The following is a 15529-nucleotide window of genomic DNA, read 5'->3' on the forward strand; positions in this document are numbered from 1 at the left end:
GTGCGGATCGGCGCGAAAATTTGTGCCGCAAAAAGGCGCAAAACCGCAGGAATACTTTTTGTATTGCAAGGTTTTGCAACGCATTTGTGGGGCAGATTGGCCGCCAAGACGTGCGTGGGGAATTGTGCGGCGATGCCTTAAATATTCCGCTGGCTGTACGCCTGATCTGCTTTCCGGGGCGGCCTCCTGCGCCGGCGCCCACGCAGGGGCGCACGGCCAGCTCCGCTGCCGCGTTGAACGGTTTGCTGTAAAGACCTCATGCAGGAGGTTTATCCCGACAAATCCCGCGTGTCGAGAAAAAAGCGCGCGGGACGGCGCATTCCGTCCCGCGCGCAGGCGGCTGCGATGGCATGTCCGCGGAATATGCGGCGCTACCGGCGGCGGCGTCCGCTGTAACGGGAGGCGCCGCTGTAAGCGTACCCGCCCCGCCTGCCGCCGCCCCGGCCGCCCCGGGTAAACAGGCGCCGCAGCACCAGCACCACGATCAGAACGAGGACGGCCAGGAGGACCAGCTTGACCCAAAGCTGGTCAAAAAACTTCTGAATACGGTCCAGACGGTACAAAAGCTCGGAACGGGACACGCTGTTCAGGGCCACCAGCGGGAGAGAGCCGTATTCCTTCCCGTTCAGGGACACGGTGATGGAGCCCAGCACCTGGCCCTCCTCCACGGGAGCCTCGACGCTTTCCGCGTCCAGCGTCCAGGAGCGGGTGAAATCCTCCGCATCCAGGTCGTTGGGCAGACAGGCGACAATGGAGCCTTCGGGGCGCACGGCCACATAGTTGGCCTGCTCGGAAAGCGTTACCTCCACCTCTGCGATATCCAGGGCGGTATCGTCCAGAATGGTGCGGCGGGAGAAGTTGCGAAAGCCCCACTCCAATAGGCGGGTTGTCTCGTCAAAGTAGAGAAAGCCTTCGCTGCCGGTGGTGCCTGGCTCCCGCTCGCAGCCCATCACGACGGAGAGGAGGGTGTGCCCATCCTTGGTGGCGGAGGCGGCCAGGCAGTAGCCGGCTTCCGGCGTATGGCCGGTCTTGATGCCGGTGGCGTATTCGTAGATGTAACCCGCGACCCGGAAGTTGGAGATCAGGGCGTTGGTGGAACGGACGATACGCTCCTCCGGGTGGAAGTTGGTGGCGGGCATGGTATAGTTTTTGGCAGATACGATGGTGCGGAAAGTTTCGAATTCCATTGCCTGGCGGCACATCCGGTAGATGTCGTAGGCGGTGGTGTAGTGGTCGTCGTCATGATAGCCGTGGGTGTTGGAAAAGTGGGTGCCCGTCATACCCAGCTCCGCCGCGCGGGCGTTCATCCGGGCCACGAACTCCGTCACGCTGCCGGAAACAGCCTCCGCCAGAACATTGCAGGCCTCATTGCCCGAGGGGATCAGGGCGGCGTAGAGCAGATCAATGATCCGCAGCTGTTCGCCCTCTTTAATATCGGCGGTGGAGGCCCCCTCTCCGATGCCGGTGTGAAGGGCGGAACTGGCGGTGACCACCTGCTCCAGGGTCAGCTCGCCCCGGTCCACCGCCTCCAGGGTGAGCAGACAGGTCATGACCTTGGTGATGCTGGCGGGATACATCTTTTCATGGGCGTTCTGCTCGTAGAGCACCTCGTCGTAGTCGGCGTCCACCAGAATCGCGGCCTTGGCCTGCACCTGCATCCCGTCCAGAATGGCGCTGCCGCTGCCGGAGGCGGCGGCATAGGGGGAGAGCAGGCCGGTCAGGAGGGTCAGGGTAAGCAGGATGGAAAACACACGTAATTTTTTCATAGGAAACTCCCGTTATGTATGATATAATAGCCGCAAAGCGGCGACGATCCGCGCATGCCGGCGGTCCAAGCCCCGCCTCGATCCGCGGCGAAGGACCGGAGCGAATCACCTCGAAACCTGTAGCGCGCGATTTCGTTCACCGGCAATATTATAGCAAACGGCAGCGGTGGACGCAACGGGGGAGGCTTTACAATTTATGAAGATTTCCCGTCTGGAATGGATTACCATTCTCCTGTGCGCGGTCTTTCTGGCCTTTGCGGCGGGGTGGTTTTTGCGGGGACGCAGCGCGGCGCAGCCGGTGCGGGTGGAGACCCAGCGTGTTTTGGCGCAGGAAACGCCCCTGGTCCCCGCCTTGCCGGCGTCCAGCCCGGAGGCGCCGGAGGTGGGGGAGAAGATCAATATCAACACGGCACAGCTGGAGGAGCTGACCGCCCTGCCTGGGATCGGGGAGAAACGGGCCCGGGATATTATCGCGTACCGCACCCAAAATGGACCCTTCCGGATCCCGGAGGACCTGACCAGGGTCAGCGGCATCGGGGAAGGGATCCTGGAAGGACTGATCGACTACATCACCGTTTCATAGAGGAGGACGGCATGAAGATATTGGTTGTGGATGACGAGCGGGTGCTGGTCAAGGGGATCAAGTTCAACCTGGAGAGCGAGGGCTATCAGGTGGAGGTGGGCTACGACGGGGAACAGGCGGTGGAGCTGGCCCGCAGCGGGGCGTTCGACCTGATCATCCTGGACCTGATGATGCCCAAGATCGACGGGCTGCAGGCCTGTATGCGCATTCGGGAGTTCTCCAACGTGCCGGTGATCATGTTGACGGCCCGCAGCGAGGATGCGGACAAGATCATCGGCTTCGAGTGCGGGGCGGACGATTATATCACCAAGCCCTTCAACATCCTGGAGCTGAAGGCCCGGGTGCGGGCCCTGCTGCGCCGGGCGGGCATGTCCCACCAGAAGGAGGCGGGGCGGCTGACCATCGGCCACATCACGCTGGACGCCGATGCCCGGGCGGCCTGGAAAGAAGGGCAGAGCGTGGATCTGACCGCCAAGGAGTTCGACCTGATGGAGCTGCTCATGCGCAATCCGGGGCGGGTGTACTCCCGGGAAAATCTGCTCAATGTGGTCTGGGGGTATGAGTATGCTGGGGATTACCGCACGGTGGACGTACATGTGCGCCGCCTGCGGGAGAAGCTGGAGCTGGACCCGGCCAATCCCCGGTATATCCTCACCAAGTGGGGCGTGGGGTATTACCTGAAAAACGGATGAACACGCCGGGCTGCAGCCCGGCGGGAGGTGAGCGTCCATGGCCGAACAATCGAAAAGGGTGCCCTTCTGGCGCTCGCTGCAGACCAAGTTCGCCCTGACCTATGTGGTGATCATCGCGGCGGTGCTCATCCTGCTCAACACCTATCCGGTCCTGGTCTCGCAGGACCTGGTGTACCAGTCCAAGCAGGCTTCCCTGCAGAACCAGGCCGCGGTGCTGGCCTCGGCGCTGTCGATGGGACCGGAGGAGCTGACCCGGGAGACCGTCAAAGGTACCATCGACCGCCTTGGGGTACCGGGCACGACCCGGGTCGTGGTTACCGACCCGGCGGGCGAGGTGCTCTGCGACTGGTATGAGGGGGCCTATCAGGAGGACACCCTGGGCCGGTATGCCCTGTTCTGGGAGGTGGCCGCGGCGCTGCAGGGCAACGACGTGTTCCGCTCGGAGTACCGGGAGGGCGCCTTCCGCAGCCGGGCGGCGGTCCCCGTCACTTACCGCTCCATGACGCTGGGGGCGGTCTATTTCTACGAATACGATACCGAGCAGGGGGCGCTGCTGCTGGGGATCCAGAGCAATCTGCGCTCCATGTCGGCGGTCATCTGCGTGGTGACCCTGATCATGAGCGTGTTTTTCTCCAAGGCCCTCACCCGGCGGATCGCCGCTCTGCTGCGGGCCATCCGCATCGTGCGCCAGGGCGAGTACAGCCATCGGGTAGACTTGAAGGGCGGGGATGAGATGACCCAGCTGGCCGAGGAGTTCAACGAGCTCACCGGCCGTCTCCAGACCACCGAGGAGGTCCGCCGCCGCTTCGTCTCCGACGCCTCCCACGAGCTGAAGACGCCCCTGGCCTCCATCCGCCTGCTCACCGACTCCATCCTTCAGGCCGAGCACATGGATGACGCGACCGCACGGGAGTTTTTGGGGGACATCGGGGAGGAGGCCGAGCGCCTCACCCGCATCACGGAAAAGCTGCTTACCCTCACCCGTCTGGATACCGCGCCGCCGGTGGAGCGGACGGCGGTGGACGTAAAACGGGTGGTGGAAAAGGTGGAGCACATGCTCGCTCCCCTGGCCCGGGCGGTGGAGGTCTCCCTGGTCTGCGACCTGGAGGAGGGGGCATGGGTGTGGGCGACGCAGGACGATCTGTACCAGATCGCCTTCAACCTGATGGAGAACGCCGTCAAGTATAACCTGCCGGGCGGAATGGTCCGCGTGACCCTGCAGGGGCAGGGGGACGCCGTCGTCCTGTGCGTGGAGGATACCGGCGTGGGCATCCCGGAGGAGGACCTGCCCAAGATCTTCGATCGCTTTTACCGGGTGGACAAGGCCCGCTCCCGGGCCGCGGGCGGGACCGGGCTGGGCCTGTCCATCGTTCGGGATACCGCCCGCCAGCACCGGGGGACGGTTACCGTGCGCCGGAGGGAGCCGGCAGGCACCTGCTTTGCGGTGACCTTTCCCCGCTGCCGGGAGAAGGGAGGGGAGCAGCCGTGAACCAAAGAAGGCTTTTGGCGCTGGCAGGCGCGCTGCTGCTGGCGCTGCCGGGGTGCGCTCCGGCTTCTTCCGGCGAATCCCCCGCACCCGAAGGGACGTACCAGGTGTATTACTCCGCCATGGGGGATGAGGACGCACCGGCAGCAGTGGACAGCGCCGCCTATACGCTGCCGGAGGATGCGCCGCCGGTGCCCGCGCTGCTGCAGGCCCTGCTGTCCCAGCCGGAGCAGGCCGGCTTGTCCTCGCCGTTTCCGGCGGGGGTGCGCCTGCTGGACTGGACGCTGGAAGAGGGACGCCTGCATCTGGATCTGTCGGAGCAGTATAACGGCCTGTCGGGCGTGAACCTGACCCTGGCCGACTGCTGCATCGCCCTGACGTTCTGCCAGCTGGAGGGGGTGGAGGCGGTATATGTAACCGTGGAAGGCCATGAGATCCCCTACCGCCAGAGCCAGCTGCTCCGCGGGGAGGACGTGCTCCTGTCCGGGGCGGAGGAGGAGCCGGTCTATATCCAGGCGGAGCTTTGGTACCCCAAGGCGGACGGGAGCGGACTGGGGACGGAGTCCCGTCAGGTGCGCAAGACGGAGGATGCCACCCTGCCCCAGGCGGTGCTTTCCGCGTGGCTGGAGGGGCCGTCGTCGGAGGCGCTGGAGGCCTGCCTGCCCGAAGGGGCGCAGGTGCATGAGCTGACGGTGACCGACGGAGTATGCACCGTGAACCTGTCCGCAGGCTTTGCAGCGAACGCGCCCGCCGACCCGGAGGCGGTCCGCCGGATGGTCTACGCGCTGGTCAACACGCTGGGAGGACTGGAGCAGATCGACGCGGTGCGCCTGCTGGCGGAGGGGGAAGCGCTGGACGCGCTGGGCGGCGTGCCGCTGGAGCAGCCCATCGTACCGGATACCAGTCTGGAACGGGATTGACAAGCCCGGGCCGGACGTGTAGGATAGGGAAAGCAAACACGAAAGGAAGACCTGACCATGAGCGATCCGCGCATCCGCACAGCCTGCATCCACGCCGGATATACCCCCGGCAATGGGGAGCCCCGCAACATCCCCATCATCCAGTCCACCACCTTCCGGTACGCCACCGGAGAGCAGATGGGCGCCCTGTTCGACCTGGAGGCGAACGGGTATTTCTACACCCGCCTTCAGAACCCGACCAACGACCATGTGGCCGCCAAGATCTGCGCGCTGGAGGGCGGCACGGCGGCCATGCTCACCGCGTCCGGTCAGGCGGCCTCCTTTTATGCCGTATTCAACATCGTCTCCTGTGGAGAGCACGTGGTCTGTTCCGCTTCGATTTACGGCGGGACCTATAATCTGTTCGCCGTCACCATGAAGCGCATGGGGATCGATTTCACCTTTGTGGACCCGGACTGCACCGAGGAGGAGCTGAACGCCGCCTTCCGGCCGGAGACCCGCGCCGTCTTCGGGGAGACTATCGCCAATCCTGCCCTGACGGTGCTGGACATCGAAAAGTTTGCCAAAGCCGCCCACGCCCACGGGGTGCCCCTCATTGTGGACAACACCTTTGCCACACCAGTGAACTGCCGTCCCTTTGCATGGGGCGCGGACATCGTCACCCACTCTACCACCAAGTACATGGACGGACACGCCAATGCCGTGGGCGGCGCCATCGTGGACAGCGGGGCCTTCGACTGGACGAAATACCCCGACCGGTTCCCCGGCCTGTGCACCCCGGACGAAAGCTACCACGGGATCACGTATACCCAGCGCTTCGGCCTAGCCGGGGCTTACATCACAAAGGCCACCGTCCAGCTCATGCGGGATCTGGGCGCGATCCCGTCGCCCCAGAACTGCTACTACCTGAACATCGGGCTGGAGACGCTGCCCCTGCGCATGGCAAAGCACTGTGAAAACGCTCTGGCTGTGGCCGAGTGTTTGAAGCACCATCCCAAGGTGGCCTGGGTCAGCTATCCCGGCCTGCCGGGGGACCGCTATTATGCGCTGGCCCAGAAATATATGCCCCACGGGACCTGCGGCGTGGTTTCCTTCGGGGTGGAGGGCGGACGTTCCGCGGCCTCGCGTTTCATGGCCGCTCTGAAGCTGGCCTCCATCGCCACCCATGTGGCCGATGCGAAGACCTGCGTGCTCCATCCGGCGTCCACTACCCACCGGCAGATGACCGACGCGGAGCTGGCGGCGGCCGGGGTATCCCCCGACCTGGTGCGCCTGAGCGTCGGCATCGAAGATGTACGGGATATTTTGGATGACGTGGAACAGGCCCTGGCGGGGGTATAGGGAGGCGGAAGGGATGTACGTGGACCCTACGGTCTATTCCGGCGCGCCTGCCGAGGCACGGGACAGCCGGGAGATGGCGGTATACGCCAAATTGGATGCCCTGGGCATCTCCTATCTGCGCTGTGACCACGACCATGCCGATACCATGGAAGCCTGCGAGGCGGTGGAAGCGGTGCTGGACGTGTCGATCTGCAAGAACCTGCTGCTTACCAACCGCCAGCAGACCGATTTCTATCTGCTGATGATGCCGGGGCGCAAGCCGTTTAAGACCCGCGATTTGACCAAGCAGCTGGGCTGTTCCCGCCTCTCTTTCGCCACCGGGGAGCAGATGCAGGCCCTTTTAGGGGCCGTCCCCGGCTCTGCCAGCGTGTTCGGGCTGATCTATGACCCGGAGCAGAGAGTCCGTTTGCTGATCGACCGGGAGCTGCTGCACGACGCATACATCAGCGGCCACCCCTGTTTCTCCACTTCTACCCTGAAGGTGCAGCGGCAGGACCTGCTGGAGCGTTTCCTCCCCGCCGTGGGACATGCGCCCACCTTTGTGGACCTGCCCTGGCCGGAGGAGTGCTGAACAAGAAAACGGCCCCGGAAGCAATGCTTCCGGGGCCGTCAGACTGTCGAGGAACCCGGCTTATACTTGACGCATAAACCGGGTTTCTCGACAGCCTGAGAGTGACAGCCTGCTGTCACTCTGCAAATCGCACCGATCCTGTAAAAAGGTTGTAAGGAAGCGTGACGCGGCCGGCGGGAGCAGATCGCGCTCGGTTCTTGTTACCGCATTGTAACTTGCACCGGAAGAGCGGGACGGCTATGCTGAGAGCAGGACAAGACGGAAAGGAGCGATGCGGAATGAAACGGCTGTTGGCGGCGGTATTGTGCCTGGTCCTGGTATGCGCAGCGGCGGCCCGGGCGGCAGAGCCGGAGCAAGCCCTTTGGACGCGGAGCGAGGGGGATGGGGATTATGTGACCATCCGCGTGCCCTGCCCGGAGGGGGAACAGCTGCCCTGGGCGCAGACCCGGAAGCTGTGTGTGCGCTATGCCGACACCGGGGAGCCGGTAGCCCTGTGCAGCAATTATTACCGGGGATATCTCTTTGCCACCGTCCCGGCCGCCCAGGCGGGCCGGACGCTGGAAGCCGGTCTGGGCGAGCCTGTGCGGTTTGCCGACCATATCACGGTATGGGAAGGTGTGGAATACTACGACGCTCCGATTGGCACCGATGAGCTGAATCTCCGCGGCGTCCTCCGGGGCGACGGTTCGGGGAACCTGAACGCCGGCGCGGTGATTACCCGGGCGGAAGCGTTTGCGCTGATCGTCCGCCTGCTGGGGATCCCGGAGGAGGGGGAAATCTGGGCGGAGTGGTACGACGCCAACGGGAAAAGCACCGGCTACGATGACGTAGCGCCCGGCGCGTGGTACGTTCCGGTGGCTGCCGCCGCCCGGGCCTGCGGGCTGGCTGCGCCGGACGCGTTGTTCCACCCGGAGCGCCCGGTGACCCGCGGGGAATTTACCGTCATGCTTTACCGGGCCATGCGTGCCGTTGGCTGGCTGGAGGCGCCGCAGGGAGACGAGAAGCTGGTGCTGGCCGATGGGGAGGACCTTCCGGACTGGGCACGGGAGGCCTACCTGGCATTTGACAGGGGGGATCTGGGCATCGTTACCTTCCGGGACACCGGCGGGCGGGACAGCGAGGGGTTCCCGCTCCAGGAGCGCCTGGCCGAGCCGGGCAGGGGCGCTACCCGGGGTGAGATCATCGAATTCCTCTACAGCGCCCTGCGGCGTCTGCCCTGGTATCCGCTTCCGGAGGCCATCGAATGGGGATTTGACCGGGCCATGCCCGTCATCGACGGCTCCACCTCCACCTACCCATACACCAAGGCGGTGTATGGAGCTTTTTTCTCCAACTTCGAAAACCACCCACAGTACCCGGAGAGCCATTCCAAAAGCCATGAGTCTTACCAACGGTTGATTGACGGCGCGGCGGACGTTCTCTTCGCGGCCACCCTCCCCTCGGAAGCGCTCAAGGCCCAAGCGGCGGAGGCAGGGGTACAGTTGGAGTGCATTCCCATTGCTTACGATGCCATGGTGTTCTTTACCAATGCGGAGAACCCTGTCCTTGGGCTGACCCAGCGGCAAATACAGGATTTATATGTCTATGGGAAATATACGAACTGGAATCAGGTAGGCGGGCCGAACGCCCAGCTGCTGCCCTACCGCCGCAACGCGGACAGCGGCTCCCACGCCCTGATGGAACAGTACTTCCTGGAGGGAGGCAAGCTCTCCCTCAGCCCGAACGTGCATAACGTCCTCACCTCTTACGCCATGTCCTCCGCCCTCACAGACGTGGCCCAGGCCCTGCGTACCGATCCTGCCGCATACGCCATCGGCTACAGCGTCTTTTATTATTACGTGAACAGCTCCTGGCTTCTGGACGATGCGGGGGGAGGGGAGCTCAAGCTGCTGTCTGTGGACGGGGTGATGCCCAGCGACTCCACGATCGCCGACGGCAGCTACCCCCTGGCGGGCTACAACTATGTGGTGCTCCGCTCCGACGAGCCGGAGGACTCCCCCGCCCGGCGGCTGGCGGCCTTTATGCTCGGCGAGGCGGGCCAGAGCCGCGTAGCTAACGCGGGATTCGGCCCCCTCTCCGGCGGCCCCAAGGCGGACTTCGAGCGGGACTTCCCTGATTGGAGCCCGGATGAAATATTCCCCGCCGGTTCCAGCTATGTGGTCCTCGCTTGGGACAGGGGGAGCGCCGTCCTCCGCGCCAGCGGCCTGGTTCGCAGCGTGGCGGACGGCCGCTGGCACGAGCTGGTCGCCAACCAGTGCCCTGCTCCGGCGGGAGAGGGAGTCGCCGCCGCCGTGTTGGGCCCTCCCGGCTGCACGGTGGTCTTTGGGTCCGTGGGGCGGGAGCTCCGGGGCGACCTCACGGTCCGCCTGAGCTATGACGGCGGGCAGGTCCTGACCCAGACAGTCTATCCCGGCCGGACCTTTCACTTCCTGCTGGAGGGGCAAGTCGAGCTGGAGGGACTGGAGCTGCTGGCCCGCGATGGCCAGAGTTTAGGCTCCTGGAAACCGTAAACGCAACAAAAGCGAGGCGCAGGCAAAATGCCTGCGCCTCGCTTCGTCTCTAGTTCTGTTCCAGCTTCATCCGAAGCACACGGCGGACTACCGCCGGATCAGCCTGCCCCTTTAACTGCCGCATGACCTGTCCCACCAGGAAGCCGAAGGCTTTTTCCTTGCCGGCCTTGTAGTCCTCGATGCTCTTTGGGTTGGCGGCAAAGACTTCCTCCGCCACGCATCCCACCAGACCCGCGTCGGATACCTGCTCCAGGCCGTGTTTCTGCACGTATGCGTCCACGTCTTCGTCGTGCTCAAACACCGCCTCGAAGACCTTCACGGCCGTGTTGCGGTTGAGCTTGCCCTCCTGCACCAGGGCGATGAGCCGGGCCAGAGCGGCGGGGGAGAAGACCATGTCCCGGGCCTCCAGCCCCCGGGCGGAGAGCTGTCCCATGACCTCGCCCATGATCCAGTTGGAGACCTGCTTGGCGGGGGCGCCCAGAGCCACGGCGCGCTCAAAGAAGTCGGCCAGGGCCTTCTGGGCGGTGATCATCTGGGTATCGTAGGCAGGCAGACCGTAGTCGGCCTGATAACGGGCCATCCTGGCTTCCGCCATCTCGGGCTGCTGGGCCTTCAGGCGGTCAAGGTAGGCCTCGCTGAGCTCCAGAGGGGGGATGTCCGGCTCGGGGAAGTAGCGGTAATCCTGGGCGTTCTCCTTCGAACGCATGGCAAAGGTGGCGTCCTTGTTCTCATCCCAGCGGCGGGTCTCCTGGACCACGCGCTTGCCGTCCTCCAAACGCTCGATCTGCCGCCGGGCCTCGTACTGGATGGAGCGGGCGATGGCCTTGAAGGAGTTGAGGTTTTTCATCTCGGTGCGGGTGCCGAGCGCGGGTGCGCCTGCGGGCCGCACCGACAGGTTCACGTCGCAGCGCAGGGAACCCTCCTGCATTTTGCAGTCGGATACGCCCAGATACTGGAGCGTGGAGCGCAGCTTTTCCAGATAGGCCACGACTTCGTCGGCGCTGCGGAAGTCCGGTTCGGTGACGATCTCGATCAAAGGGACCCCGCAGCGGTTGTAGTCGGCGCGGGTCTGGTCGATCCAGGGATCGTGGACCAGCTTGCCCGCATCCTCCTCCATATGCAGCTCGTGGATGCGGATGGTCTTGGCGCCGGCGGCGGTGCGGATGTCGACAGCGCCGTCATGGCAGATGGGCAGGTAGAGCTGGGAGATTTGATAGGCCTTTGGCAGGTCGGGGTAGAAGTAGTTTTTCCGGTCGAACCTGCAGCAGCGGGTGACGGCGCAGTTCAGGGCCAGTCCGGCCTTGACGGCGAATTCCAGCACCGCCTCGTTCAGCACGGGCAGCGTGCCGGGCATGCCGGTGCACACCGGGCAGCAGTGGGTGTTGGGATCGCCGCCGAATTCAGTGGTGCAGCCGCAGAAGATCTTCGTGGCGGTGGCCAGTTCCACATGGGTCTCCAGGCCGATCACGGTTTCCCAGGTCACTGCGCATCGCCTCCCTTCTGCGCCGCCTGGCCGGGCAGGGGCGGCGTGCGCTTGTGGTGATCGGTCTCCAGCTGGAAGGCATGGGCGGCGTCCAGCACCGCGGCGTCCCCCAGGGCGGGACCGATGAGCTGAGCGCCGATGGGCATGCCGTCGGATGCGAAGCCGCAGGGTACCGAAATACCCGGCAGGCCCGCCAGGTTCACCGAGACGGTATAGATGTCGCTCAGGTACATCTGCAGCGGGTCGTTCAGGCTCTCGCCCAGCTTGGGCGCGGTCGTGGGGGCGACCGGGGTGAGCAGCAGGTCGTAGCGCCGGAAGGCCTCGTCGAAGGCGCGCTTGATCAGCGCTTTGACCTGAAGGGCCTTTTTGTAGTAGGCGTCGTAGTAGCCGGTGGAGAGCACGAAGGTGCCCAGCAGGATCCGCCGCTTGACCTCCGCGCCGAAGCCCTCGGTGCGGGTCTTGCTGTACAGATCGGTCAGGTCCTCGTAGCCCTGGGCGCGCCAGCCGTATTTCACCCCGTCGAACCGGGACAGGTTGGAGCTGGCCTCGGCGGCGGCAATGATATAGTAGGTGGGCACCACGTACTGCATGACGGGAAGGGAGAACTCCTCCACGACGGCGCCGCGCTGTTTCAGAACGTCGGCCGCGGCGAGCACGGCGGCGCGGACCTCCCCGTCCAGGCCGTCCCCGAAGCAGTCGGCGGGCAGGCCGATCCGCTTGCCCCGCACGTCTCCGGTGAGACCGGAGAGCAGGCCGCCCGCCGGGGCGTCCAGACTGGTACCGTCCCGCGGGTCGCGGCCCTGGATGACGTCCAGTACCGCCGCGCAGTCGGCGGCGGAGCGGGCGATGGGACCCATCTGGTCCAGAGAGGAGGCATAGGCGATCAGGCCGTAGCGGGAGACGGTGCCGTAGGTGGGCTTCATGCCGGTGACGCCGCAGTAGGCGGCGGGCTGGCGGATGCTTCCGCCGGTATCCGAGCCGATGGCGTACCACACGCTGCCCTCGGCCACGGCGGCGGCCGCCCCGCCGGAAGAACCGCCGGGTACCCGGGAGGGGTCCCAGGGGTTTTGGACCGGACCGTAGAAGGAGGTCTCAGTGGTGGAACCCATGGCGAACTCGTCCATGTTCAGCTTGCCCAGGGAAATGCAGCCCGCCGCGTCCAGACGCTCTGCCACAGTGGCGTCGTAGGGGGGCGTAAAGCCGCCCAGAATCTTGGAGGCGCAGGAGGTCTTCACCCCGCGGGTGCAGATGTTGTCCTTAAAGGCCATGGGCACCCCCGCCAGCGGCGATGGGGCGCGGCGGGCGTCCAGCAGGCGCTGCACCTGGTCGGCGCGGAGCATGGCGTCCTCCTTGGTGACGGTGATAAAGGCGTTGGAGCGGCCTTGCGCCTGCGCCAGACGGTCCAGACCGGCCTTTGCCGCCCCGGCGGCGGAGAGGCTCCCCTCCCGCAGCAGTGCGCCCAGCTCCAGGGCGGTCAGCGTACGGTAATCCATATTGCCTGCCCCCCTTATTCCACGGTCTTGGGCACCAGAAACGCCTCTTCATCGGGGACAGGGGCGTTCTGGAGCAGAGTGGGTCGGGCAAAGGACGGCTCCACGGTGTCCGGCCGCAGGACGTTTTTCAGCGGGAACACATGGCTCATGGGCTCCACCTCCGCGGTATCCAGGGCGTTCAGCACGTCCATGTAGTCCAGGATGCGCTCCAGCTCTCCGGTCATCCGGGCCTTTTCCTCCGCCGGAAGCTTGAGCCGGGAGAGGACGGAGACATAATCCACCATTTCCTCGGTAATTTTCATATCGTACCTCCTCCTTTACGGTTCCAGCCGGTTCAGATCCCGGGGGAACAGACAGGCCCTTCTCACGTTGTCCAGGCCGCACAGCTTCATGGTCAGCCGCTCCAGGCCGATGCCCAACCCGCCGTGGGGGGGCATGCCGTGCCTGTGGATCATCAGGTAGCTGGCAAACTCCTCGGGATGCATGCCCCGGTCCAGCATTTTTCGGACCTGCTGGTCGTAGTCGTGGATGCGCTGGCCGCCGGTGGTGACCTCCATCCCACGGAACAGAAGGTCGAAGGAGAGGGTGTACCGGGGGTCGGCGGGATCGTCCATGGCGTAGAAGGGACGCTTTTTGCTGGGATAGTGCGTGACGAACACGAAGTCGGAGCCCCACTGCTCCTTGGCGTATTGGCTGATGTGGAGCTCCTCCTCCGGCTCCAGATCGTAGGGGTCGCGGATCCGGTAGCCGTAGGCCTCGGCGGCCAGACGCTTGGCCTCGTCGAAGCGGACGGCGGGAATGCGCTCCACCAGGGGCAGCTCCGCCCCCAGCCGGGCCAGATCCTCGGCGTACTCCGCCGCGAGCAGGCGGACCATATGCTGCAAAAACCCGGTCTCCATCTCCATTACGTCGGTAAAGCCGTCGATAAAGCCCATTTCGAAGTCCAGGGAGGTGTACTCGTTCAGGTGCCGGGGGGTGGCGTGCTTCTCCGCCCGGAAGACGGGGGCCACCTCGAACACCCGCTCGAACGCGCCCACCATGGTCTGCTTGTAGAACTGGGGGGACTGGGCCAGGAAGGCCTTTTTGCCGAAATAGTCCAGCCGGAAGATGTTGGAACCGCCCTCCGCCCCGGCGTGGACGATCTTTGGGGTGTGGATCTCGGTAAAGCCCTCCCGGTGCATGTATTCCCGGAAGGCGCGGCCGACGGCGTCCTGGATCCGGAAGACGGAGCGCGCCCGCAAAGAGCGCAGCACCACCGGGCGCAGGCCCAGCTCGGTGTCCAGGTTCAGCGCCAGCCTGCGCTTGGAGATGGGCACCGGCAGGGGGGCCGCCGGGCGGGAGAGCACTTCCACCTGCGCGCCGGACAGCTCGAACCCGCCAGGCGCCCGGGGCTCTTCCCGGACGGTGCCGGAGACCCGCACGGCGCACTCGTCGGTGACGCCGTCCAGGCCCGCCTCCCGGGGACAGACGCACTGCACCACGCCCTGGCGGGTGCGCAGGGTGAGGAAGGTCAGCGCGCCCATGCTCCGCAGGGAGTGGACCATACCGTTGAGGGTGACGGCCTGGTTATTCCGGCCGACCCCTATCCGTTCTGCGATCGTGGTTTCACTGCGTCTGGTTCCTGCCATGAATTCCATGCTGTTCACACCTTTCCTGTTTGAATCAAAAATGAAAATAAAACGTCCCGAAGCTGCATTGCAGCTTCGGGACGGAAAAACTCCGCGGTACCACCCGTAGGTTTGCCGCATCGCCCTTGACACGGCCACTCAGACTCCCTTAACGCGGGCCACGTGCGCAGCTACCTCCTTGCAACAGGACTCGCTGTGCCGGCTTGGAAGCGTTGCGCCTCCCCATCCTGCCGGACCGGGCTCTCAGTCGGTGACCCGGATTCTCTGGCGGCGCTCACGGGGGACGGTCTTCGTCATTGCCTTTGATGAAAGTAGTATATGCGCCCACTGCAAAAAAATCAATTGTGAATATTGACAGAATCAAAACTTTGCATCCCGCGGGAGCTTATGGTACAATGTCAAAAAGCGGCGCAACCGGCCGCGGGAATCAGCACGGAGGCGAAGGATATGATGGATTGGGACGCGCTGTATGAGGCGTGTATGAGCTGCCGCAAATGTCCGCTGGCGGAAACGCGGCATCATGTGGTGTTTGGCGAAGGGGCCCGGGACGCGGAAGTTATGCTCATCGGGGAAGGACCCGGCGAGCAGGAGGACCGGACAGGCCGGCCCTTCGTGGGCCGGGCGGGCAAGCTGCTGGACGACATGCTGGCCATGATCGATCTGAACCGGGAGCGGGTCTTCATCGGCAATATGGTCAAGTGCCGGCCGCCGGAGAACCGGGATCCTTTGAATCTGGAGCAGGAGGCCTGCATCGGCTACCTGCGCAACCAGGTGGCCCTGATCAAGCCCAAGATCATTGTCTGCCTGGGGCGTATCGCGGCCATCAAACTGATCCGGGAGGATTTCAAGATCACGCGGGAGCATGGGCAGTGGTTTGAAAAGGCGGGGGTGCAGATGACCGCGCTCTACCACCCCTCCGCCCTGCTGCGGGACCCCCGCAAGCGCCCGGAAAGCTTTGAGGACTTGAAGGCCCTCCAGGCCAAGATCCGGGAGATCTGTACCCATACCTATCCGGTGTAGATGTAGATGGAGGTGGCGCGCCGCTTTTGCGGCGCG

At 64.7% G+C, this 15529-nt stretch carries 14 protein-coding genes; 9 read left to right on the forward strand and 5 right to left on the reverse strand.

The genetic code is table 11. From position 1 onward, the window contains the following. Positions 1-251 (forward strand): hypothetical protein (locus tag MR825_RS11465; RefSeq protein ID WP_287880808.1); only part of this gene is annotated, 251 nt, incomplete at its 5' end. 120 nt (positions 252-371) lie between these two features. Here MR825_RS11465 and MR825_RS11470 read toward each other — a convergent pair. Continuing rightward, positions 372-1766, reverse strand: coding sequence for a D-alanyl-D-alanine carboxypeptidase family protein (locus MR825_RS11470; protein WP_186907965.1), 1395 nt, complete (start codon positions 1764-1766; stop codon positions 372-374). 196 nt (positions 1767-1962) lie between these two features. On the opposite strand from MR825_RS11470, the gene MR825_RS11475 reads away from it, so the two are divergent. The 7 genes from MR825_RS11475 (at position 1963) to MR825_RS11505 (ending at position 9869) form a co-directional block, all read left to right on the forward strand. Then, on the forward strand, positions 1963-2349 hold the full coding sequence (locus tag MR825_RS11475) for a ComEA family DNA-binding protein (protein WP_256176038.1): 387 nt from the start codon (positions 1963-1965) through the stop codon (positions 2347-2349). Between the two features lie 11 nt (positions 2350-2360). Further along, positions 2361-3041, forward strand: a complete 681-nt coding sequence (locus tag MR825_RS11480) for a response regulator transcription factor (protein WP_186907963.1) — start codon at positions 2361-2363, stop codon at positions 3039-3041. Positions 3042-3078: 37 nt separating this feature from the next. Beyond that, positions 3079-4530: a sensor histidine kinase gene (locus MR825_RS11485; protein WP_186907962.1), complete on the forward strand. Its 1452-nt coding sequence runs from the start codon at positions 3079-3081 to the stop codon at positions 4528-4530. After that, the gene (locus MR825_RS11490) at positions 4527-5447 is read left to right on the forward strand and encodes a GerMN domain-containing protein (protein ID WP_186907961.1); all 921 of its coding nucleotides are present in this window, start codon (positions 4527-4529) and stop codon (positions 5445-5447) included. The genes MR825_RS11485 and MR825_RS11490 overlap by 4 nt, the downstream gene beginning before the upstream one ends. 57 nt (positions 5448-5504) lie before the next feature. Beyond that, on the forward strand, positions 5505-6788 hold the full coding sequence (locus tag MR825_RS11495; RefSeq protein WP_186907960.1) for an O-acetylhomoserine aminocarboxypropyltransferase/cysteine synthase family protein: 1284 nt from the start codon (positions 5505-5507) through the stop codon (positions 6786-6788). A gap of 13 nt (positions 6789-6801) precedes the next feature. Continuing rightward, positions 6802-7359, forward strand: a complete 558-nt coding sequence (locus MR825_RS11500) for a prolyl-tRNA synthetase associated domain-containing protein (protein ID WP_186907959.1) — start codon at positions 6802-6804, stop codon at positions 7357-7359. A gap of 278 nt (positions 7360-7637) precedes the next feature. Continuing rightward, positions 7638-9869 (forward strand): PstS family phosphate ABC transporter substrate-binding protein, encoded by a 2232-nt coding sequence (locus MR825_RS11505; RefSeq protein ID WP_243204774.1) that lies wholly within the window; start codon positions 7638-7640, stop codon positions 9867-9869. A 49-nt stretch (positions 9870-9918) separates the two neighbouring features. Here the strand turns inward: MR825_RS11505 and gatB are convergent, their stop codons facing one another. The 4 genes from gatB to aspS are packed head-to-tail and all read right to left on the reverse strand — an operon-like array spanning position 9919 to position 14482. Continuing rightward, the gene (gene gatB, locus MR825_RS11510) at positions 9919-11352 is read right to left on the reverse strand and encodes an Asp-tRNA(Asn)/Glu-tRNA(Gln) amidotransferase subunit GatB (RefSeq protein WP_186907957.1); all 1434 of its coding nucleotides are present in this window, start codon (positions 11350-11352) and stop codon (positions 9919-9921) included. Continuing rightward, positions 11349-12845, reverse strand: a complete 1497-nt coding sequence (gene gatA, locus MR825_RS11515) for an Asp-tRNA(Asn)/Glu-tRNA(Gln) amidotransferase subunit GatA (protein WP_256176043.1) — start codon at positions 12843-12845, stop codon at positions 11349-11351. Before gatA ends, gatB begins: the two co-directional genes overlap by 4 nt. Positions 12846-12859: 14 nt before the next feature. After that, positions 12860-13147 (reverse strand): Asp-tRNA(Asn)/Glu-tRNA(Gln) amidotransferase subunit GatC, encoded by a 288-nt coding sequence (gene gatC / locus MR825_RS11520; RefSeq protein WP_186907955.1) that lies wholly within the window; start codon positions 13145-13147, stop codon positions 12860-12862. Positions 13148-13162: 15 nt separating this feature from the next. After that, positions 13163-14482: an aspartate--tRNA(Asn) ligase gene (gene aspS, locus MR825_RS11525; protein WP_186907954.1), complete on the reverse strand. Its 1320-nt coding sequence runs from the start codon at positions 14480-14482 to the stop codon at positions 13163-13165. 438 nt (positions 14483-14920) lie between these two features. On the opposite strand from aspS, the gene MR825_RS11530 reads away from it, so the two are divergent. Next, positions 14921-15493, forward strand: coding sequence for a uracil-DNA glycosylase (locus MR825_RS11530; protein ID WP_186907953.1), 573 nt, complete (start codon positions 14921-14923; stop codon positions 15491-15493). Positions 15494-15529: the final 36 nt, after the last annotated feature.

Source organism: Lawsonibacter sp., from assembly GCF_022777125.1.
Lineage (GTDB): Bacteria > Bacillota > Clostridia > Oscillospirales > Oscillospiraceae > Lawsonibacter_A > Lawsonibacter_A hominis.